Raw genomic sequence first — 20,194 nt, 5'->3', positions numbered from 1 at the left:
ATGCGACACCTCTTTGCCGCTCTCCTGAGCTTCTTGGTAACCCTGCCGGTGGCGGCACGGGCGGACCTGCCCCACGGCAGTTACAAGTTTGTCGACCTGCCCCTGGGGCGGCTTGAGGTGGCGGACGGAGAATACGTGCGCCGCCTGCTTTGGAACGGACAGCAGGTCGGGGATGAAACCGGCGATATCGAGATCAATGGCGTCTACACCGAACCGGGTGCGTCGCATTATTTTGTCCTGACTACCCATCATTCCGGTGGGAATGGTTGTTTTCCGTCGATGATGATGCTGCGCATTGGCCCGGATGGGCTGCGGCGCACGTCCATCTTCGGCACCTGCGGTGGGGTGCGGGCTTTGCGCCTGTCCGGCGGTGTCTTTGAACTGGACCAGGCCGACCAGCGGCTGTTCGTGTCTCACAAGACCTATGCCTATGACGGTGTGACCCTGACGGAAAGCGAAACGCCCATTCCGGCGCCGACAGACCAGGGGCTGGGTGGCGGGGCGGATGTGACTCGTTGGCTCGGCGCCTATCCTTGGGATGTGCTGCATGACCCCGGGGAACAGGCGCGCTTCCTGCGCATCGCCGATATGAACACCTTGGAAAGCCTGCGGGTGCATGTGGATGTTGCCAATCAGGTCGTGCAACGCGGCGACTGGCTGCTGGGCGCGGGCTGTTTCCCACATCGCTGCAACTCCCAACGCGGGTTCTGGGGCATCCGTATCTCGACCGGGGACCCTGTCATCGTCCTTCAGGAGACGGGGCGTATTGATCAGATGTATGGCGATGGGTTTGATTTGGCCGATGGCACGATCCGCCAGTTCATTGAGGAACGCCGCCCGCGTTGAGCCGGAGGGGGCAGAGTGCCTTGAGCGCCTCCCCCACCGCCGCCCCTTGCATGGGGGGGATTTGGCTTTTATGCCCTGTCAGACATTCTGCGAATGTGCTGCCGGAGTGGTTGTGAGCGCCCGCAAACGGGCGCTGTGCCTCCGGCGGGGATATTTTGGGAAAGATGAAGAGGCCCGCGATGACATCCATGCTGACACCGGACCAGATCGAGGCGCATTTCACCCGGGGCGACGGCAGCTACGGCTTTTCCCGCTGGGGGCGGCCGATCGTGCCGGTGGTCTTCGGGGTGGAGGAGGCAACGCTTGAGACCGTCAAGGGCGCGATCGAGGCGGTGGTGACCCTGGCCGGTCACAAGATGGCCGAGACCGACCCGGAGCTGGGTGCCAACCTGATGCTCTTTTTCTTCCGCGAGTGGGACGAGCTTCTGGACGTGCCCAACCTCGACAAGATGGTGCCGGACCTGCCCGCCCTGGTGGCGCGGTTGAAGGCGGGCGACGCCAGCCAGTATCGCGGCTTCCGCTTTGACGATCAGGGCGCAATCCAGGCCTGTTTCGCCTTCGTGCGCATGGGCCGTGATATGGAGAAACTGTCGGCCGAGACCATTGCGCTCACCCAGGCGGTTCTGGCGATGGCGACCTGGGCGGATGCGGCCTTTGCCACGCAAAGCCCGCTCGCGGTGTTGCCCGAAAGTGGCGAGACGGTTCTGCGCCCCGAGGTCGGCGCGTTGATCGCCGCCGCCTATGACCCGGTGCTGCCGGTGGCGGCCACGGATGCCTCCCACGCGCTCCGGCTGTTTGCGCGGATGCAGGCGGCGGGGTGATGCAGGCGGGGGCCGCCATCGCGACCTTGCTGGTCTTGGCCGGGATTGCCGGTCTGTTTGCCATGCTGGCCATCTATGTTCTCATTGAAATCACCCGTGTTCGAAAGCACCAACGCGCGCGCCACATGGGTGGGGCCATGCGCCGGGCACGCAATTGGATGCTGATGTGGGTCGTGGCCGGTTTCGCCGCCGGGCGCATGGCCAAGGGCAGCCCGTTCGCGTTTGCCTCTGCCGCGGGGGTGGCCATGATCCTGTCCCTCCTGTGTTTTGCCCTGGCTCTCTGGTCCGTGGCGCGCGGTCTGCGTCGAGACCTCGTTCAGAACGATGTGTTCACCCGCAGTGACGAGGTGGTCGCCTGGGCCTGCGGACTGGGGGCGGGCGGGTTCATTCTGTGGCAGATGCGGGACATCGTGGCTTGGGCACAATGAGGTGTTTCCTGGCCCTTCCCCTGCCAGACGAGATCCGCGAGGCCCTCGCCGATATTGCCCACGCCCTGCCTATGGGGCGCCCGGTCGCGGAAGTGAATCTGCACCTGACCCTGGCCTTTCTGGATGAAGTGACCCAATCCGACCTGGAGCGCCTGCACGAGGTTTTGGACGACCTCAGACCCCCGCCGGTCACGCTGACTCTCTCTGGCCTTGAACTCTTCGGCGGCAAGTCCCCGGCGCTGATGGCGATCCTCGCCTCGGGCGCCGAGGCGCTTCAGTCCAGGGTCGCCCGCGCCGTGGGGCAGGCAGGCATCACACTCCCCCGCCGCCGCTTCCGCGGTCACGTTACCCTGACCCGTTTCCCGCGCCGGATGGAGGCGGGCCAACTGGCAAAACTCGGCCGTTTCCTGCAATCGGAGGCCGCCACCCGCCTGCCACCCGTCGAGGTCGATCACCTCGCGCTCTACGCCTCCCACCTCCACCCGGACGGTGCGCGATATGAGGTCTTGGCGGAGTATCCTCTGGAAGGCTAGGGTGCCGCAACGAGCAGACAGAAAGGCCCCCCATGCACAGCTTCCCCATCCGCGTCTATTACGAAGACACCGACATGGCCGGGATCGTCTTCTATGCCAACTACCTGCGCTATATCGAACGGGCGCGATCGGACTGGGTGCGCCAGATGGGCATCGACCAAAGCGAGATGCGCGACGAGGGGCTGATCTTTGCAGTCCGGCGTGTGGAAGCGGACTATCTCGCCCCCGCGCGCTTTGACGACGAACTGACCGTGACCACATCCACCCGCCAGATGACCGGCGCACGGCTGGTGCTGGACCAGGTGGTCAGCCGTGGCGACGAGGTGCTGTTCGAGGCGGTGGTGACGATCGTTTGCCTGACGGTGACCGGCCAACCCGCGCGGCTTCCGGCGCATTTGCGGCAGTCGGTGCATTAGGTCAGCACCCTAGGTGCAGGGCGCGATCCCGACAGTGGCCCAACAGGCCACGGGAGGGCCACCAGCGTTGGCGAAAATTATTTGAATAATTTTGATGCCGGTGGCCTCACTTCGTTCGGAGGTCTTGGCCCCAGCACGGGGCCAAGGGCGCGAGAAGGCCGACGTTCAAAGCTATGGAAACTCCTGACGCACAAAGGCATCTAGCTCATCAAGAGAAACCACTTCACCCTCTTCAAGTGTTTCGCTCAGGCTGGCGTAGATTGTAACGCGACTTGTCTCGCGGTCATATTCGAGGAACAAGACATGCCCGCGCCAGGTCTCGACGGGTGGGCCGGGGCGCTCGAACCGACTCTGGAGAAATCGCAACAACCGCCCAGGTTCGCGTTCGAATTCATCTCGCACCCACGCTTTCATTTCTGCCGAGAGCATAACCTGTAACCTGCGTCGTCAATCTGTCTTTTCAAAGCCGCGATCCGCGGGTGGGTACATCACATAGGACTGTGCCAGATCATTCAAGAAGTGACGCGCCGGATCGGACGTTCTAGGAACTGCTCACGGCAAATATCCGCCCATTCCCCCGCCTCGCAGCGACAAAACCCCGCCCATGTCGCGCTTTTGTTGCCTTTCCCCGTGAATATGCGTTAGATTCAAACAAAATAGCTGCCCGAAGAGGTGGCGGTATAGAGGCAGAGACATGGAAACGGAAACGCTTGCAGCGGCGGCGGAGATCGATTTCTCCTTCCTTGCGCTGTTCCTTCGCGCGACATTGATGGTCAAACTGGTGATGATCCTGCTGATCATCGCCTCCTTCTGGTCCTGGGCCATCATCATCACGAAATTCATCCAGTACCGCGCGGCCAAGCGCGAGGCGGCGGCGTTTGACCGCTCGTTCTGGTCAGGCGAGCCTCTGGACGAGCTTTTCGACCAGATCGGCCCGGCGCCCGAGGGCGCGGCGCAGAAGGTCTTCTCGTCCGGGATGCTGGAGTGGCGGCGCTCGCATCGCGAAGATGGCGGGCTGATCGCCAATGCTCAGGCGCGTATCGACCGCTCGATGGATGTGGCGATAGCCAAGGAGGGCGAGAGCTTGAACAACGGGCTGTCCTTCCTGGCCACGGTCGCCGCCACCGCGCCCTTCGTGGGGCTCTTTGGCACCGTCTGGGGCATCATGAATGCTTTCGTCGAGATCGCCCAGCAGCAGAATACCAACCTGGCCGTGGTCGCCCCGGGCATTGCCGAGGCGCTGATGGCGACCGGCCTGGGCCTGCTGGCCGCGATCCCGGCGCTCATTTTCTACAACAAGCTCACCTCGGACAGCGACAATATCCTCGCGGGCTACGAGGCCTTCGCCGACGAGTTCGCCACCATCCTCAGCCGCCAGCTGGACAGCTGAGATGGGTGGCGCGGTTCAACAACAGGCCGTGCGACGCGCCCGCCGGGGCCGTCGTCGCGGCAAGCATCGCCGGGTGATGGGCGAGATCAACATCACCCCCTTTGTCGACGTCATGTTGGTGCTGCTGATCATCTTCATGGTCGCGGCGCCCCTGATGACCGTGGGCGTGCCGGTCGAGCTGCCGAAAACAGCGGCGACGACGCTTCCGACCCCGGATGAGGAACCCCTGACCGTGACCATTACCGCCGAGGGCGAGGTCATGTTGCAGACCACCGCGATCACCACCAGTGACCTGGTGCCGCGCCTGCGCGCCATTGCGGAAGAGCGCGATGACGACCGCATCTTCCTGCGCGCGGACGGGCAGGTGCCCTATGAGCTGGTCGCCCAGGTCATGGGCGCGCTCAACGCCGGTGGTTTCCACAATATCGGCCTGGTGACGGATACCGGCGGGCCGGGGCTGGATGGTGGCTGACGCCCATGCGGACGGGGTATTACATCTCTGGCGCGGGGCACGGGCTCTTGTTGCTGGTCATGCTGTTTGGCGGCGTGTTTACCTGGGAGGACGAAGAGCCCTCGATCCGGGTGACTGAGGTGTCGATCCTGACCGAGGAACAATTTGCCGCCCTGTCGGTGCCGGAGCCTGATCCCGAACCCGTCGCCCCCGTGGCCTCCCCCCCGCCGCAGCGCCGCCCCGATCCCGAACCTGCGCCGGAACCGGAACCCGAGCCTGAACCGCCCGCGCCCGAACCTGTGCCCGAACCGGCCCCAGAGGCACCGCCCGCGCCGGAAAATGTGCCGGCCCCCGCCGAACGCATTGCGCCCGAACCGACCCCGGAACCCGACCCGGCGGCCGAACCCGCGCCGGAACGCGTCGAAGCGCCGGAACCCGCGCCCGCCGAAGACGTGGCCGCCCCGCCGCCCGAACCTGTCACGCCCACCGCCCCGCCCGAGACCACCACCGCGATCCGGCCGGAGCCGCCCTCGGCCGCGCCGGAAACCAGCCCGCGCCCGCGCCGCCGCCCGACGCCGCCCACCCCGGTGGCCGAACCGGATCCCGAACCGACGCCCGAACCCGAAACACCCAGCGTTGCGGATGCCATCGACGACGCCGTGTCCGATGCGATCAGCGACGCGGTGGCCGATGCCCCCCCCGACGCCCCGCAGGGCCCGCCGCTGACCGGCGGCGAAAAGGACGCGATGCGCCTGGCCGTGTCGGCCTGCTGGAACCTTGGCGCACTGTCCACAGAGGCCTTGGCCACCGTGGTCGAAGTCGGCTTCGACATGGCGCGCGACGGCAAGCCTGACGCGGGCTCGATCGAGATGCTGTCCTACCGCAACGGCTCCGAAGCCGCCGCCAATCAGGCTTTCGCCGCCGCCCGCCGCGCGATCATCCGCTGCGGCGTGAACGGCTATGACCTGCCGGAGGAAAAATACGATCACTGGAAGCGGATCGAGATTACCTTCAACCCGGACAACATGAGGTGGCGGTGATGGTTCGGTTCGCGATCCCTGTTCTGGCGTTGAGCCTGGCCACCGCGGCGCTGGCCGAGGGCGATACCAAACCTGGCCTGTCCGGATCTGAACAGACCACCTTACTGCTGCAGGTTTCGGCCTGTTGGAACCTCGGGGCGCTGTCGACCGAGGCCTTGGCCACCGTGGTCGAGGTCGATTTCGACGTGATGCAAGATGGGAAACCGGACCTGGGGTCAATCAGGATGACCTCTTATCGCGGTGGTTCCGAAGCTGCGGCCAACCAGGCCTTCCAGGCCGCCCGCCGCGCGATCATCCGCTGCGGCGTGAACGGCTATGACCTGCCCGTGGGCAAGTATGAACACTGGCGCCACCTGCGGCTGACTTTCGATCCTGACAACATGAGGTGGCGGTGACATGACCCATCTGCCCCGCCCACCAGCCAATTCCTGCCGACGCAGTTGCGCGGCTTTTGCAATCCCACCCCTCGCGGATAAGAGGTTCGCATGAAAGTTCTCAAACTCCTGACCCTCGCGCTGGCCCTGACCGGCCTTGCCCAGAGCATCCCCTCCACCGCCCAGGCCGAACCGCTGAGGCTTGAAGTGACCGACGGGATCATCGAACCCTTGCCCTTCGCGGTGCCCAGCTTCCAGGCGGAAAACTCTGCTGCGGCGGAGATGGCGCAGAACATCGCGCGGGTGGTAGCCGCGGACCTGGCGGGCACGGGGCTGTTTCGTGAGGTGCCGTCTTCGGCCTTCATCTCGAATGTCACGAGTTTCAACAGCCCGGTGCAATATGCGGACTGGCGCGCGATCAATGTCCAGGCGCTGATCACCGGGGCGGTGTCTCAGGCGGGGGGTAAGATCACCGTGAAGTTCCGCGTCTTTGACGTGGACAACAACGCCGCTTTGGGTGAGGGGCTGCAGTTCGGCGGTTCGGAAGCCAGCTGGCGGCGTATCGCGCACAAGGTGTCGGACGTGGTCTACAGCCGCATCACCGGAGAGAGCGGCTATTTCGACAGCCGCGTGGTGTTCGTGTCGGAAACCGGGCCGAAGAATGCGCGCCGCAAGCGCCTGGCGATCATGGATTACGACGGCGCCAATGTGCAATACCTGACCGACAGCAACGCCATCGTGCTGGCACCGCGTTTCTCGCCCACCGGCGACCGGGTGCTTTACACCAGCTATGAAACCGGCTTCCCGCGCATCTATGTGCTGGACGTGGCCAGCGTTGGCCGCCGGGTGCTGGATGATCAGGAAGGCACGATGACCTTTGCGCCGCGTTTCTCGCCCGATGGGCGTACGGTGGTGTTTTCACTGTCCTCGGGCGGCAATACGGACCTTTACCGCATGAACATCGACGGCAGCGGGCGGCAGCGCCTGACCCAGGCGCCCTCGATCGAGACCGCGCCCAGCTTCTCGCCGGATGGCCAGCATATCGTTTTTGAAAGCGACCGGTCCGGCACGCCGCAGCTCTATATCATGCCCGCCACGGGCGGCGAGGCGCGGCGGATCAGCTTTGGCCCGGGCCGTTACGGCACCCCGGTCTGGTCGCCGCGTGGTGACATGGTGGCCTTTACCAAGCAGAACCAGGGCCGCTTCCACATTGGCGTCATGCGCACGGATGGCAGCGAGGAACGGCTGCTCACGGCCTCGTTCCTTGACGAAGGCCCGTCCTGGTCGCCCAATGGGCGGGTGATCATGTTCACCCGGGAAAGCCAGGGCGCATCGGGGCAGCCGGCGCTCTATTCGATCGACATTTCCGGGCGCAACCTGCGCCGGGTGACGACGCCGCAGGCGGGCTCTGACCCGGCCTGGGGGCCGTTGCAGAACTGACGTCACTGACCCAATTCCCAAGGGGCGCCGGGAATGCTAGACTGGCGCCCAAGAGCAGAAGACAGAACAGATAGACAACGACAGGACAACCCCATGAAACATCTGATGAAAGCTGTGCTTGTGGTCGGCGTGCTTGGCACGGTCGCGGCCTGTACCAACCCCGGCCGGTTCGACAACCCCGGTGCGGGCGGCGCGGGCGTGGTGCCCGGTTCGGCCTCGGACCCGACCAGCCCGGCCTATTTCCAGCAAACGGTCGGCGACCGCGTGCTGTTCGCGATTGACCAGTCGACCCTGTCGGCCGAGGCCTCGGCGGTGCTGGAGATGCAGGCGACCTGGCTGATGGACAACCCCGCCTTTACCGCGGTGATCGAAGGCCATGCGGATGAACAGGGCACCCGGGAGTACAACCTCGCCCTGGGCGCGCGTCGTGCGTCGGCGGTGCAGAATTTCCTGATCGAGCGCGGCGTCGCGCCGAACCGTCTGAAGACCGTCAGCTACGGCAAGGAACGCCCGCTGGAGATCTGTTCGGCCGAGGCCTGCTATGCCCAGAACCGCCGCGCGGTGACGGTGTTGTCGGCGGGCGTGCCGACCAGCTAAGCTGCGGCTGACACGGTAGCTCTGGGGCAAGGAAAGGACTGGACATGAAAGCGCTTCTGGGGGCCGTTCTGACGGCCGGGATCATTGCCGCCACGCCTGTGTTGGCGCAGGACCGCAGCCAGACCCTGGCCGATATCCGCCAGGAACTTTCGGTGCTTTATGTCGAGATCCAGACGCTGAAACGCGAGCTGTCCACCACCGGGGCAGCCGGTGGCGTGGTGGCCGGGGGCAATGCGACCGACCGGCTGAACGCGATCGAGGGCGAGCTGGCGCGGCTCATTGGCAAGACCGAAGAGCTGGAGTTCCGCATCAACCAGGTCGTGTCGGACGGTACCAACCGGATCGGCGACCTGGAATTCCGCCTTTGTGAGCTCGAGGAAGGCTGTGACCTGTCCCAGGCAGGCCAGGGTGGCACGCTGGGCGGTGGCGACCTGCCCACTGCACCGGTTGCCGTGGTTCCGGCCGAGCCCGACGGTGGCCAGATGGCGGTGGGCGAACAGGCCGATTTCGACGCCGCCATGGCGACCCTGTCGGAAGGCGGGTTCGAGGATGCCGCGGGCATGTTCGCGCGCTTCACCGAAACCTATCCGGGTGGGGCGCTGGCCGGCCAGGCCCATTACCACCGTGGCGAGGCGCTGGAGGCGATGGGTGAAGTGTCGGATGCGGCGCGCGCCTACCTGACTTCCTTCTCGGGCGCGCCCGATGGGGCCCGGGCGCCGGATGCGCTTTATAAACTGGGCACCAGCCTGGGGGCGCTGGGCCAGGTGCAGGAAGCCTGCGTGACGCTCGCTGAAGTGGGGGTGCGTTTCCCGGGCAGCACCGCGCAGGCCGATGCCGAAGCCGCGCGGCAGGGGTTGTCCTGCCCGTGACGACCCAGGCCTTTGAACAGTTCATTGGGGGAGCGCAGGGCCGCTCCCCTTTCGCGTCTCTGGGCCTGGCAGTTTCCGGCGGCGGGGACTCCATGGCGCTGTTGCACCTGGCCCATGCGTGGCTGAGCGCCCAGAAATCTCAGGGCGCCTTGCTGGAGCTGTCGCTTCATGCGGTGACCGTGGATCACGGGCTGCGCGAAGAGGCCAAGGCCGAGGCGGCGATGGTTGCCGAGGTCTGCGCCGGGTTGGGAGTGTCCCACGACGTGCTAACCTGGAGCTGGGACGGGCAGGGCAACCTGCAGGACGCCGCGCGCCGGGCGCGGTATGGGCTGATGGCGGATTGGGCGCGGGCGCGGGGGGTGGATGCTGTCGCCTTGGGCCATACGTTGGACGATCAGGCGGAAACCTTCCTGATGCGGCTGGCCCGCGGCTCTGGCGTCGATGGACTGGCGGCCATGCGTGCGGATTGGCAGGCGGATGGCACCCGCTGGCTGCGACCTGTCTTGGTGACAGCCCGTGCCGATCTGCGCGATTATCTGACCGCAAGGGGCGTGGCCTGGGCCGAGGATCCTTCGAACCAGGACCCGCGTTTCGACCGGGTGAAGGCGCGCCAGGCGATGGGGGCGCTGGCCGATCTGGGCCTGGACGCGCAGCGACTGGCGGATACCGCCCAGCACATGACCAACGCGCGCGAAGTGATGGAACGCCACGCAGCCCAAGCGGCCCGTCGCCTATGCCAGGTGAAGGGCGGCGGTGTCGCCTTTGACTTGGCGGGGTTGACGGATGAACCGATGGAAACCCAGCTACGCTTGTTCGCCCATGCGATGGTCTGGGTGTCGGGCGCCGACTACCGTCCGCGGCTCGATGCGCTTCAGGAGGCGATGACACTTGCCGCCTTCGGCGACCGGCGAACGCTGCATGGCTGCGTGATTGAAGGCGATCTGGAGAGGGTCGAAATTCACCGCGAATACAATGCAGTACGCCGCAAACGTGCGGCTGTGGGCGAGGTCTGGGACGGGCGCTGGGTGCTGGAGGGCCCCGACAGACAGGCGCAGGTGCGGGCATTGGGAGAGGCAATCAACGGCTGTCCTGACTGGCGCCAGACCGGGCTGCCGCGCCGTGCGCTGATGGCCTCCCCGGCCGCATTTCTGGGCGATGAATTGCGCGCCGCTCCGCTTGCCGGGCTGGCAAATGGCTGGGTTCTGACGCCTGTTCACCCGGATGATCACTTTTTCACAAGCATTTTATCGCATTGAACATGCTGGTGTGATCCCTATTTTAAGGGTAAGCCTCCCACGCCCGGCCACGGGCCAGGCAAGTTGTGCCCGCCACCGACCGGGCAAGTTTAAAGGAGATCCCCTTTGGGCAACGCGAGAAATTTCGCTTTCTGGATCGTGCTGTTTGTCATGATCCTCGCCCTGTTCCGACTGTTCTCGGACGGGCAGACCATGGCCTCAACCAACGAGGTTCCCTATTCGGAATTCATCCAGCAGGTTGATGGCGGAAATGTCGCCATGGCCGATGTGGATGGTGAGACCGTGCGGTATCGCGGCTCGGACGGTCGGGATTACTTCACCATCGTGCCTGGCAACGAAGAAGTCGTGGCCGAGGTCCTGAACCGCATGCTGGACAAGGGCGTTGAGGTCGCGGCGGAGCCGCAGGCGCAGTCGGGCTTCTTCTCGCTTCTGTCGCTGCTGTTGCCGGTGTTGATCCTGATCGGCTTCTGGTTCTTCATGATGAACCGCATGCAGGGCGGTGGCAAAGGCGGCGCGATGGGCTTTGGCAAGTCCAAGGCCAAGATGCTGACCGAACGCGAAGGCCGGGTGACCTTTGACGATGTCGCGGGCATCGACGAGGCCAAGGAAGAGCTGGAAGAGATCGTGGAATTCCTGCGCAACCCGCAGAAATTCAGCCGTCTGGGTGGCACCATTCCCAAGGGCGCTCTGCTGGTTGGCCCTCCGGGCACCGGTAAGACCCTGCTGGCCCGTGCCATTGCCGGTGAGGCGGGTGTGCCCTTCTTCACCATCTCCGGTTCCGACTTCGTGGAGATGTTCGTGGGCGTCGGCGCCAGCCGTGTGCGCGACATGTTCGAACAGGCCAAGAAAAACGCGCCCTGCATCGTCTTCATCGACGAAATCGACGCCGTCGGTCGCCATCGTGGTGCCGGTTACGGCGGTGGCAATGACGAACGCGAACAGACGCTGAACCAGCTGCTGGTCGAAATGGACGGGTTCGAGGCCAACGAGGGTGTGATCATCCTTGCCGCAACCAACCGCAAGGACGTGCTGGACCCGGCGCTGCTGCGCCCGGGCCGTTTCGACCGCCAGGTCACCGTGCCGAACCCGGACATCAAGGGCCGCGAGAAGATCCTGGGCGTGCATGCCCGCAAGGTGCCGCTGGGCCCCGACGCCGACATGCGCGTGATCGCGCGCGGCACCCCGGGCTTCTCGGGGGCAGACCTGGCCAACCTGGTGAACGAGGCAGCACTGATGGCCGCCCGAGTAGGGCGCCGCTTCGTCACCATGGAAGATTTCGAGAACGCCAAGGACAAGGTTATGATGGGCGCCGAGCGGCGCAGCATGGTCCTGACCGATGAGCAGAAGGAAAAGACTGCCTATCACGAGGCCGGTCACGCCGTGGTGGGCCTGGCCCTGCCGCAATGCGACCCGGTCTACAAGGCCACCATCATCCCGCGCGGTGGTGCGTTGGGCATGGTCGTGAGCTTGCCCGAGATCGACCGCCTGAACTGGCACAAGTCGGAATGTGAGGAAAAGCTCGCCATGACCATGGCGGGCAAGGCCGCCGAGATCATCAAGTATGGCGAAGAGAATGTCTCGAACGGTCCGGCTGGCGACATCCAACAGGCCTCGGGACTGGCCCGCGCCATGGTGATGCGCTGGGGCATGTCCGACAAGGTCGGCAATATCGACTATGCCGAGGCGCATGAGGGCTACCAGGGCAACACCGGTGGTTTCTCGGTCTCGGCGCATACGAAGGAGCTGATCGAGGAAGAGGTCAAGGGGTTCGTCCAGGAAGCCTATGACACCGCTTTCAAGATTCTGACCGAACGGGCGGATGAATGGGAAAACCTGGCCCAGGGTCTGCTCGAGTACGAGACCCTGACCGGCGAGGAAATCCAGCGCGTCATGCGTGGCGAGCCGCCGCAAAAAGGCGAGGATGAGGACAAGCCGGACGATGGCGGCAATGCCTCGGTCCTGGCGGTGCCGAAGACCAAGCCACGCGCCAAACCCGCTGGTGACGGCGGCATGGAGCCCGAGCCCACCGCCTGACTTTCGGCAAGAACTTGCATCAGACCACCCCGGCCCTCGCGCCGGGGTGGTTTTGTTTTGGGCGCTGACGTAGGGTAAGCATGCCCTCATCTGAATGTTTGGTGATGGGCCAGCTGAACCGGGGGGCGACATTGCACGACAAGGACTTCACGACCGCAGAGATTGACGCACGCATTACCTTTCATGAAGACGACCAGATCATGGAGGTCAGTTTCGCCGGTATGGAACTGGCCAGCTCCGCCCAGGTGAACCGGTTTTATGATCGTATCGAGGAACGTATCGCGGCGACCGGCGAGAAACTGTGGTTCTTTCTGGTGGATTACCGAGACGCACGGATCGACAGCGCTGCGTGGTTCGCCCATTCGCGCCGCGGCAAGGAACTGAACATGGCCCATTCCATGGGCTCGGTGCGCTTCGATGCCTCTGAAGTCACCCGCCGCCAGATCGAACAGAATGCGGGGACCGAGAACTTCGACCCCAACCTGTTTTACGACCGCGACAGTGCCGTAGGGCGGCTGCGCGAGCTGCCTTCGAAACGGGAGAAGGTGGTGGAGCGCACCCCGAACCTGACCGCCGAAGAGGTCGCCGCGCGCCTGTCCTTCTTGCCGGAGCTTCAGGTCATGGATGTCGATTTCACCGACCTGGTGCTTCAGTATTCAGGCGATGTCGATGTGCTTTATGACGTGATCGAGGAGAAGATCGGCGCGACCGGCCGGAAGTGGTATTTCCTGATCAACTACGAAGGCACGCGCATTCATTCCCCCGCCTGGGTGCGTTACGCGGCGCGCGGCAAGCGATTGAACCTCAACTGGTCGCTGGGTTCCGTGCGCTATGCGCCGGGGTCCGAGACCGAGGCCGACATCCGCCTGCGCGCCGAAAGCCAGGACTTCCGCCCCAACATCCGCAACACCCGCGCCGAGGCGCTGGAGCGCATTGCCGAGATGAAGGCGGAACAGGAGGAAGAGGTGGGGTGATACGCGGTCAGGCGGGCTGCTCTACAGCCTGCTGCGCCTCACCGCGAAACCGCACATATTCACCGCAGAGTGCGGCGAGCAGTACCAGCACGGCCAGGGCATTGATCATGGCCTTGCCCAGCATGTTCAGGGTGAACAGGGTGGGCGACATGAACTGTGGGACAACCGTGGTCAGGGCGTCCTTCAACGGGTGGTCCACGAACATGATCAGAAACCGCCCCAGGCCCAGATGGGCCAGCGTGTGCAAGATGGCGAGCCCCAGGGCAATCACCGCCATCGGCACCACCCGGCGGGCGCCATCGCGCAGCAGCGCGCGGAGGGCACTGCGGTGCCGCAGGGCAATGCCCGGAAGGATCCGGCCAAAGATCAGAACGGGCCAGAGAAAGACGGCGGTCGACAGCGTCTGCACGGCCAGTCCCAACAGGAAAAACATATGCCATCCAGGCAGGGTGTAGCTGGTAAGCCCCATGGGCAGGAAGGTTCCTGCCAGATGCAGCAGCCCAACTCCGGTCAAAACCAGGCACAGGGCCGCGCCCAGGAAGCGAAACAGCGGCTCGGCACGGATCGCGATCAGCGGGCGGGGGTAGTCGAGCGGGCGCATCAGCGTGCGGCACCAGGCGATGGCCACGACGCTCCACACCAGCGGGTCAAGAAGGAAACTGGCGGTGAACCACAGGTCTTTCACATCAACCCTGTCGTCTGGAAAAAGGTCGAAACTCAGGCGCAGGACGCTGGGGATCAGCATCACCGGCAGGGCAAACCTCAGAACAAATGCTGCGCGCAGGACCGGGGCGGCGAGGGCGCGCAGGAACAGGGTAAATCCACTCATGATCGGCTCGAAATCGTCTCCTGACAGGTTCTGACAGGTTCCGGGTTGCGGGTCCAGTGCCGGGCGGGCAGCATGGGCGGGTAGATTGGGAGTGTGTGATGCCTGCATTGATGAAAACGGATTATGTCGGAAGGATTACCTGGCTGGGGGTGGTGCGTGATCGGGACGCCAAACTGGCCAGTCAGCGCGAGGACGCGTTGCGGGTCAGTTTTGCGGGGCCCGCGTTGGAGAGCCATTCGGGCCTGACCCGGCCCAGTTGCGGGCGGGTCATGGATCAATACGAACGCGGCACGGAAATTCGCAACACGCGGCAGCTGGCGATTGTCAGCGCCGAGGAACTGGCTGAAATCGCAGCGGAAATGGGGATCGAGTCGCTTGACCCCGCTCTGGTCGGCGCGACCATGGTGGTGGAGGGTATTCCGGATTTCACCCATATCCCGCCCAGCTCGCGGCTGCAGGCCTCGACCGGCGCGACCCTGACGGTGGACATGGAAAACCGCCCCTGCGTGCTGCCCGGCCCCGGCATCGAGGCGCGCCATCCCGGCAAGGGCAAGCTGTTCAAACCCGCCGCCAAGGACCGGCGCGGCGTGACCGCCTGGGTCGAACGTGAAGGTGTGCTCAAAGTGGGGGACGAGGTGCGCCTGCATATCCCAGGCCAACGCGCTTGGATGCCGGACGGGATGGCCTGATGGAGCCGTTCAAGAACGCCTATAACCCGGAGATGGTGGCCGATATGGCGCGCCACCTGGCCGGTGCCGGACCGTTTGATGAGGCGCGGTTCACCAAGCTTGCCTGTGAAGGGTTGGAGGCGTTGGAGCTGAAGGCCCGATCGCGCCATATCTCCGCTGCGCTGGACGCCTGCTTGCCGGATGACTTCGCTGCAGCCTGCGTGCAGATGGTGGCCGCTCTGGGCCCGGAGACGGAAACCGAGGGTTGGGAACAATCCGGGCCCTCAGAGGGCATTCGCGGCTGGGCCATGCTGCCAATGGGTGAAGTCATCCAGAAACGCGGGGCAGGGGAATACGACCTGGCGATGGAGACACTGGCGGCCTTTACCAGCCGGTTTTCATCGGAGTTTGACGTGCGCCCCTTTCTGGATGCGGACCTTGAGCGTGGGCTCATCCATCTGCACCGCTGGGCCGAGGCCCCCAACCCGCACCTGCGCAGGTTGGCCAGCGAGGGCTGCCGCCCGCGCCTGCCTTGGGGGATGCAGCTCAAGGGGCTGATCACGGACCCTGCGCCGATCCTGCCGCTGCTGGAGCGCCTGCGCGACGATCCGTCGGAATATGTGCGCCGGTCGGTGGCGAACAACCTCAATGACATCGCCAAGGATCACCCGGACCTGGTGGCCGGGATCGCCGTCGACTGGTTGGACGACGCGTCAAAGGACCGCACCCGGCTGGTGCGCCACGCCTGCCGCACCCTGATCAAGGCCGGTCACCCCGGTGCTTTGGCCGCCTTCGGCTACGGTCCGCCGAAATTGGACGTGTCGTTTTCGGTCACCCCGGAGGTGGCGCACATGGGCGAGGATGTGACCCTGAGCGCAACCCTGAGAAGCCGGTCGAAAACGACGCAGAGCCTTGTCGTGGACTATGCGGTCAACTTCATGCGGGCGAACGGAAAACCTTCGCCGAAAGTGTTCAAATGGACCCAGGCCACGCTGGAGCCCGGCGCGGAAATCACCCTGAGCAAGCTGCACAAGCTGCGTGAGGTCACGACTCGTAAACACTATCCGGGGGCGCATGGTGTGGTGCTGCAGGTCAACGGGCAGGCGCTGGCGACCGGCGGGTTTACGTTGTCGCTGAACAACGCCTGACGTCTCCCTTCCGAAACCGTCAAAGCTCACGCACGACGAATTCAGGGCGGGATATGTCGGATTCCCACCTATGCCAAATCCGCATGCCGGATATACGCGAGGTCAGACTTCTGGTCCCAACTTTCCAAACAGGATCCCGCGATGAGCTATAAATCCGACATCGAAATCGCCCGCGAGGCAAAGAAGCGCCCGATCCAGGAGATCGGCGACAAGCTGGGCATTCCCGCCGAGCACCTGCTGCCCTATGGCCACGACAAGGCCAAGGTTGGTCAGGACTTCATCAAGAGCCTTGGCGACCGTGAAGACGGCAAGCTGATCCTGGTGACCGCGATCAACCCGACCCCGGCGGGCGAAGGCAAGACCACCACCACCGTGGGTCTGGGCGACGGCCTGAACCGCATCGGCAAGAACGCGATGATCTGTATTCGCGAAGCCTCGCTGGGTCCGAACTTCGGCATGAAGGGTGGCGCCGCCGGCGGTGGCTACGCTCAGGTCGTGCCGATGGAGGAAATGAACCTCCACTTCACCGGTGACTTCCACGCCATCACCTCGGCCCACTCGCTGCTGTCGGCAATGATCGACAACCACATCTATTGGGGCAACGAGCTGGAGATCGACGAGCGTCGCGTGGCCTGGCGCCGTGTCGTGGACATGAACGACCGCGCCCTGCGTGACATCGTTGTGAGCTTGGGCGGCGTGTCCAACGGTTTCCCGCGTCAGACCGGCTTTGACATCACCGTGGCCTCGGAAGTCATGGCCATCCTGTGCCTGGCCAACGACCTGGAAGACCTGCAGAAGCGCCTTGGCGACATCATCGTGGCCTACACCCGTGAACGCAAAGCGATCTACTGCCGCGACATTGGTGCCGATGGCGCCATGACCGTTCTGCTGAAGGACGCCATGCAGCCGAACCTGGTGCAGACCCTGGAAAACAACCCGGCTTTCGTGCATGGCGGCCCCTTCGCCAACATCGCGCATGGCTGTAACTCGGTCATCGCGACCAAGACCGCTCTGAAACTGGCCGACTATGTCGTGACCGAAGCCGGCTTCGGTGCTGACCTTGGTGCCGAGAAGTTCATGAACATCAAGTGCCGCAAGGCCGGTCTGGCCCCCTCGGTGGTCGTGCTGGTTGCCACCGTGCGCGCGATGAAGATGAACGGCGGTGTTGCCAAGGCCGATCTGGGCGCCGAGAACGTCGAAGCCGTGAACGCCGGTTGCGACAACCTGGGCCGTCACATCGAGAACCTGAAGAGCTTCGGCGTGCCGGTCGTGGTTGCCATCAACCACTTCGTCAACGACACCGACGCCGAGGTTGCTGCGGTCAAGGAATACGTGGACGGCCACGGTGCCGAAGCCATCGTGTCGCGTCACTGGGAACTGGGTTCCGAAGGTTCTGCCGACCTGGCCACCCGCGTGGCCGAGATTGCCGACGCCGACGTAGCTGCCTTTGCGCCGATCTACCCGGACGACATGTCGCTGTTCGAAAAGATCGAGACCGTCGCCAAGCGCATCTACCGCGCTGACGAGGTTCTGGCCGACGCCAAGGTGCGCAACCAGCTGCGTGACTGGGAAGAAGCCGGTTACGGCGACCTGCCGGTCTGCATGGCGAAGACCCAGTACTCGTTCTCGACCGACCCGACCCTGCGCGGCGCGCCCACCGGCCATTCGGTCCCGGTGCGTGAAGTTCGCCTGTCGGCCGGTGCCGGCTTCATCGTTGTCGTCTGCGGCGACATCATGACCATGCCGGGCCTGCCCCGTCAGCCCGCCGCCCTATCGATCGGTCTGAACGCGGAAGGCGACGTCGAAGGCCTGTTCTAAGGTCTGCTGACCCCGGGGGCTGCGACCCCCCGGGGCATTGCACATGGATCGGATGCGGGGTAGGGCAAGGCACCCGTAAGGAGGCTGACATGCTCGACCCCGCAATCTGTTCCGACATGACGGCGCTGCGCGCCAATATTGACGCTCTGGACCGGGAATTGGTCCGCCTGTTGCGTCTGCGCGCAGCCCATATCGACCGGGCAATCGAGTTGAAGCGGGCCAATGGCTGGCCGGCCCGCATCCCGACCCGGGTCGAGGACGTGGTCACCAAGGTGCGCGCGGAAAGCGCCGCCTGTGGGCTGGACCCGGACCTGACGGAAACCCTCTGGCGCCAGCTGATCGACTGGTCGATCGACCGCGAAGCCCGCGTCATCGGCCCTGATACCAAGCCCGCGTAAGGCCCGTGTAAGGAACTACAAGAAAAAATGCAGATGAGCGCGACCATCATCGACGGCAAGGCCATTGCGGCCCGGATGAAAGAGGAGGTCGCGGCGGATGCAGCGGCCCTCGCCGAAAAGGGTTGGCAGCCGAAACTCGTCTCGGTCAGTGTTGGCGATACCGCCGCGGCCGAGCTTTATGTACGCAACCAGCAACGTAGCGCCGAAAGCGCCGGGGTCGAGTTTGAGGCCCGTAATTATCCGGGTGAGACGTCGCTGGAGCAGCTGACCGGCATCATCCAGGGTCTGAACGCCGACCCGCGCGTGAACGGCATCATCATCCAGCGCCCGCTGCCCGACCATATTCCTGTGAAGACCCTGCAGAAACTCGTGCATCCGCTGAAAGATGTAGAAGGCATGCACCCGGCCTCGATCGGCAATATTGTCTACAACGACCTTGCACTGGGCCCCTGTACCGCTGTTGCTGCCGTGGAAATCCTGAAGACCCTGCCGCTGGATATCGAAGGTCTGAACGTAACCGTTATCGGTCACTCGGAAATCGTCGGCAAACCCATCGCCTTCCTGCTGATGGGCCTGGGCGCCACCGTGACCGTGTGTCACCACATGACCCGCTCGGTCGCGATGCATAGCCGCGCCGCTGATGCGGTTTTCGTGGCGGTGGGTAAGCCCGGCCTGGTGACGGGCGAAATGCTGAAACCCGGGGGCGTGGTGATCGACATCGGTATCAACCGTGTCGAAACCCCGGACGGGCCCAAGACCGTGGGCGACGCCGATTTCGACAGCTGCTCGAAAGTGGCGGGGTGGATCACCCCGGTGCCTGGCGGCGTCGGCCCGGTGACCGTCGCCACCTTGATGAAGAACGCCGTGCTGGCCACGGAAATGCAGATGAACCACTACCGGGACATTTTCGCCCGGGACGAAATGTGAGGAGACAGACATGAGCGCCACCATCATCGACGGCAAGGCCTTCGCGGCCGGTGTCCGTGAGAAAGTCGCAGGCCATGTGGCCCGGCTGACGGAAGAAAACGACATCACCCCGGGCCTGGCCGTGGTTCTGGTGGGCGAAGATCCGGCCAGCCAGGTCTATGTCCGATCCAAGGGCAAGCAGACCGTCGAGGTCGGCATGAACTCGTTCGAACACAAGCTGGACGCCGAGACCTCGGAAGAGGATCTGCTGGCGCTGATCGACCAGTTGAACAACGACCCGGCGGTGCATGGCATCCTGGTCCAGCTGCCGCTGCCCGGCCACCTGAACGAAGACCTGGTGATCAACTCGATTGATCCGGCCAAGGATGTGGACGGGTTCCATATTTCGAACGTGGGTCTTCTGGGCACCGGTCAGAAGTCCATGGTGCCCTGCACCCCGCTGGGCTGCCTGATGATGCTGCGTGACCATCACGGGTCGCTGTCGGGTCTGAACGCCGTGGTCGTGGGCCGCTCGAACATCGTCGGCAAGCCGATGGCGAACCTCTTGCTGCGTGACAGCTGCACCGTGACCATCGCGCACTCGCGCACCAAGGACATCGAAGAGGTCTGCAAGCAGGCCGACATCCTGGTTGCCGCCGTGGGGCGGCCCGAGATGATCACCGGCGACTGGGTCAAGCCCGGCGCGACCGTGATCGACGTGGGCATCAACCGCATCGACGCGCCCGAGAAAGGTGAAGGCAAGACCCGACTGGTCGGCGACGTGCATTTCGAAAGTGCCGCCGCCGTGGCCGGTGCCATCACCCCCGTTCCGGGTGGCGTGGGCCCGATGACCATCGCCTGCCTGCTGGCCAACACCCTGACCGCCTGCTGCCGTGCCAACGGGCTGGCAGAACCCGAGGGCCTGACCGCCTGATCGCGACCAAACGTCGCGGCGAAC

The 20,194-nt window shown here is 64.5% G+C and carries 23 protein-coding genes; 21 read left to right on the top strand and 2 right to left on the bottom strand.

Annotated features, from left to right (window positions below; genetic code table 11):
- The 5 genes from ACO07D_RS20225 (at position 1) to ybgC (ending at position 3,044) form a co-directional block, all read left to right on the top strand.
- Positions 1-846 carry a hypothetical protein gene (locus tag ACO07D_RS20225; protein ID WP_421704728.1) on the top strand — a complete coding sequence of 282 codons (846 nt, stop codon included), beginning with the start codon at positions 1-3 and terminating at the stop codon, positions 844-846.
- A gap of 179 nt (positions 847-1,025) precedes the next feature.
- Positions 1,026-1,667: a hypothetical protein gene (locus tag ACO07D_RS20220; protein WP_421704727.1), complete on the top strand. Its 642-nt coding sequence runs from the start codon at positions 1,026-1,028 to the stop codon at positions 1,665-1,667.
- Positions 1,667-2,095 carry a hypothetical protein gene (locus tag ACO07D_RS20215; protein ID WP_421704726.1) on the top strand — a complete coding sequence of 143 codons (429 nt, stop codon included), beginning with the start codon at positions 1,667-1,669 and terminating at the stop codon, positions 2,093-2,095. Before ACO07D_RS20220 ends, ACO07D_RS20215 begins: the two co-directional genes overlap by 1 nt.
- Positions 2,092-2,628: an RNA 2',3'-cyclic phosphodiesterase gene (thpR, locus tag ACO07D_RS20210; RefSeq protein WP_421704725.1), complete on the top strand. Its 537-nt coding sequence runs from the start codon at positions 2,092-2,094 to the stop codon at positions 2,626-2,628. The genes ACO07D_RS20215 and thpR overlap by 4 nt, the downstream gene beginning before the upstream one ends.
- Positions 2,629-2,660: 32 nt before the next feature.
- A complete protein-coding gene (gene ybgC / locus ACO07D_RS20205; RefSeq protein ID WP_421704724.1) occupies positions 2,661-3,044 on the top strand; it encodes a tol-pal system-associated acyl-CoA thioesterase in 384 nt (127 codons plus the stop codon).
- Positions 3,045-3,215: 171 nt separating this feature from the next.
- Here ybgC and ACO07D_RS20200 read toward each other — a convergent pair whose 3' ends face one another.
- Positions 3,216-3,473, bottom strand: coding sequence for a hypothetical protein (locus ACO07D_RS20200; RefSeq protein WP_421704723.1), 258 nt, complete (start codon positions 3,471-3,473; stop codon positions 3,216-3,218).
- A gap of 265 nt (positions 3,474-3,738) precedes the next feature.
- On the opposite strand from ACO07D_RS20200, the gene tolQ reads away from it, so the two are divergent.
- The 10 genes from tolQ to ACO07D_RS20150 all read left to right on the top strand — a co-directional run bounded on the left by tolQ (position 3,739) and on the right by ACO07D_RS20150 (position 13,469).
- A complete protein-coding gene (gene tolQ / locus ACO07D_RS20195; protein ID WP_421704722.1) occupies positions 3,739-4,434 on the top strand; it encodes a protein TolQ in 696 nt (231 codons plus the stop codon).
- A 1-nt stretch (position 4,435) separates the two neighbouring features.
- A complete protein-coding gene (tolR, locus tag ACO07D_RS20190) occupies positions 4,436-4,906 on the top strand; it encodes a protein TolR (protein WP_421704721.1) in 471 nt (156 codons plus the stop codon).
- Positions 4,907-4,911: 5 nt separating this feature from the next.
- Entirely contained in the window at positions 4,912-5,925 is a 1,014-nt protein-coding gene (locus ACO07D_RS20185; RefSeq protein WP_421704720.1) for a hypothetical protein, read from the top strand.
- Positions 5,925-6,320 (top strand): hypothetical protein, encoded by a 396-nt coding sequence (locus tag ACO07D_RS20180; RefSeq protein ID WP_421704719.1) that lies wholly within the window; start codon positions 5,925-5,927, stop codon positions 6,318-6,320. Before ACO07D_RS20185 ends, ACO07D_RS20180 begins: the two co-directional genes overlap by 1 nt.
- Positions 6,321-6,410: 90 nt before the next feature.
- Complete coding sequence (gene tolB, locus ACO07D_RS20175; RefSeq protein ID WP_421704718.1) at positions 6,411-7,739, top strand: Tol-Pal system beta propeller repeat protein TolB; 1,329 nt, start codon at positions 6,411-6,413, stop codon at positions 7,737-7,739.
- A gap of 93 nt (positions 7,740-7,832) precedes the next feature.
- Positions 7,833-8,336: a peptidoglycan-associated lipoprotein Pal gene (gene pal, locus ACO07D_RS20170; protein WP_421704717.1), complete on the top strand. Its 504-nt coding sequence runs from the start codon at positions 7,833-7,835 to the stop codon at positions 8,334-8,336.
- Between the two features lie 44 nt (positions 8,337-8,380).
- The gene (gene ybgF, locus ACO07D_RS20165; RefSeq protein WP_421704716.1) at positions 8,381-9,205 is read left to right on the top strand and encodes a tol-pal system protein YbgF; all 825 of its coding nucleotides are present in this window, start codon (positions 8,381-8,383) and stop codon (positions 9,203-9,205) included.
- The gene (tilS, locus tag ACO07D_RS20160; protein ID WP_421704715.1) at positions 9,202-10,461 is read left to right on the top strand and encodes a tRNA lysidine(34) synthetase TilS; all 1,260 of its coding nucleotides are present in this window, start codon (positions 9,202-9,204) and stop codon (positions 10,459-10,461) included. Before ybgF ends, tilS begins: the two co-directional genes overlap by 4 nt.
- 105 nt (positions 10,462-10,566) lie before the next feature.
- On the top strand, positions 10,567-12,495 hold the full coding sequence (ftsH, locus tag ACO07D_RS20155; RefSeq protein ID WP_421704714.1) for an ATP-dependent zinc metalloprotease FtsH: 1,929 nt from the start codon (positions 10,567-10,569) through the stop codon (positions 12,493-12,495).
- 104 nt (positions 12,496-12,599) lie between these two features.
- On the top strand, positions 12,600-13,469 hold the full coding sequence (locus ACO07D_RS20150) for a hypothetical protein (RefSeq protein ID WP_421704713.1): 870 nt from the start codon (positions 12,600-12,602) through the stop codon (positions 13,467-13,469).
- Between the two features lie 7 nt (positions 13,470-13,476).
- Here ACO07D_RS20150 and ACO07D_RS20145 read toward each other — a convergent pair whose 3' ends face one another.
- Positions 13,477-14,298, bottom strand: a complete 822-nt coding sequence (locus tag ACO07D_RS20145) for a hypothetical protein (RefSeq protein ID WP_421704712.1) — start codon at positions 14,296-14,298, stop codon at positions 13,477-13,479.
- A 98-nt stretch (positions 14,299-14,396) separates the two neighbouring features.
- Between ACO07D_RS20145 and ACO07D_RS20140 the strand changes: the two genes are divergently transcribed.
- The 6 genes from ACO07D_RS20140 (at position 14,397) to folD (ending at position 20,170) form a co-directional block, all read left to right on the top strand.
- Positions 14,397-14,987 carry an MOSC domain-containing protein gene (locus ACO07D_RS20140; RefSeq protein ID WP_421704711.1) on the top strand — a complete coding sequence of 197 codons (591 nt, stop codon included), beginning with the start codon at positions 14,397-14,399 and terminating at the stop codon, positions 14,985-14,987.
- Entirely contained in the window at positions 14,987-16,114 is a 1,128-nt protein-coding gene (locus ACO07D_RS20135) for a DNA alkylation repair protein (RefSeq protein ID WP_421704710.1), read from the top strand. Before ACO07D_RS20140 ends, ACO07D_RS20135 begins: the two co-directional genes overlap by 1 nt.
- Before the next feature lie 141 nt (positions 16,115-16,255).
- Entirely contained in the window at positions 16,256-17,932 is a 1,677-nt protein-coding gene (locus ACO07D_RS20130; protein WP_421704709.1) for a formate--tetrahydrofolate ligase, read from the top strand.
- Positions 17,933-18,021: 89 nt separating this feature from the next.
- Complete coding sequence (locus ACO07D_RS20125; protein ID WP_421704708.1) at positions 18,022-18,330, top strand: chorismate mutase; 309 nt, start codon at positions 18,022-18,024, stop codon at positions 18,328-18,330.
- Positions 18,331-18,357: 27 nt separating this feature from the next.
- Positions 18,358-19,257: a bifunctional 5,10-methylenetetrahydrofolate dehydrogenase/5,10-methenyltetrahydrofolate cyclohydrolase gene (locus tag ACO07D_RS20120; RefSeq protein WP_421704707.1), complete on the top strand. Its 900-nt coding sequence runs from the start codon at positions 18,358-18,360 to the stop codon at positions 19,255-19,257.
- 10 nt (positions 19,258-19,267) lie between these two features.
- Positions 19,268-20,170 carry a bifunctional methylenetetrahydrofolate dehydrogenase/methenyltetrahydrofolate cyclohydrolase FolD gene (gene folD, locus ACO07D_RS20115; protein WP_421704706.1) on the top strand — a complete coding sequence of 301 codons (903 nt, stop codon included), beginning with the start codon at positions 19,268-19,270 and terminating at the stop codon, positions 20,168-20,170.
- Positions 20,171-20,194 lie beyond the last annotated feature (24 nt).

Source organism: Aliiroseovarius sp. (genome assembly GCF_965228805.1).
Lineage (GTDB): Bacteria > Pseudomonadota > Alphaproteobacteria > Rhodobacterales > Rhodobacteraceae > JASBTN01.
This window is presented reverse-complemented; position numbering and strand designations above follow the sequence as displayed.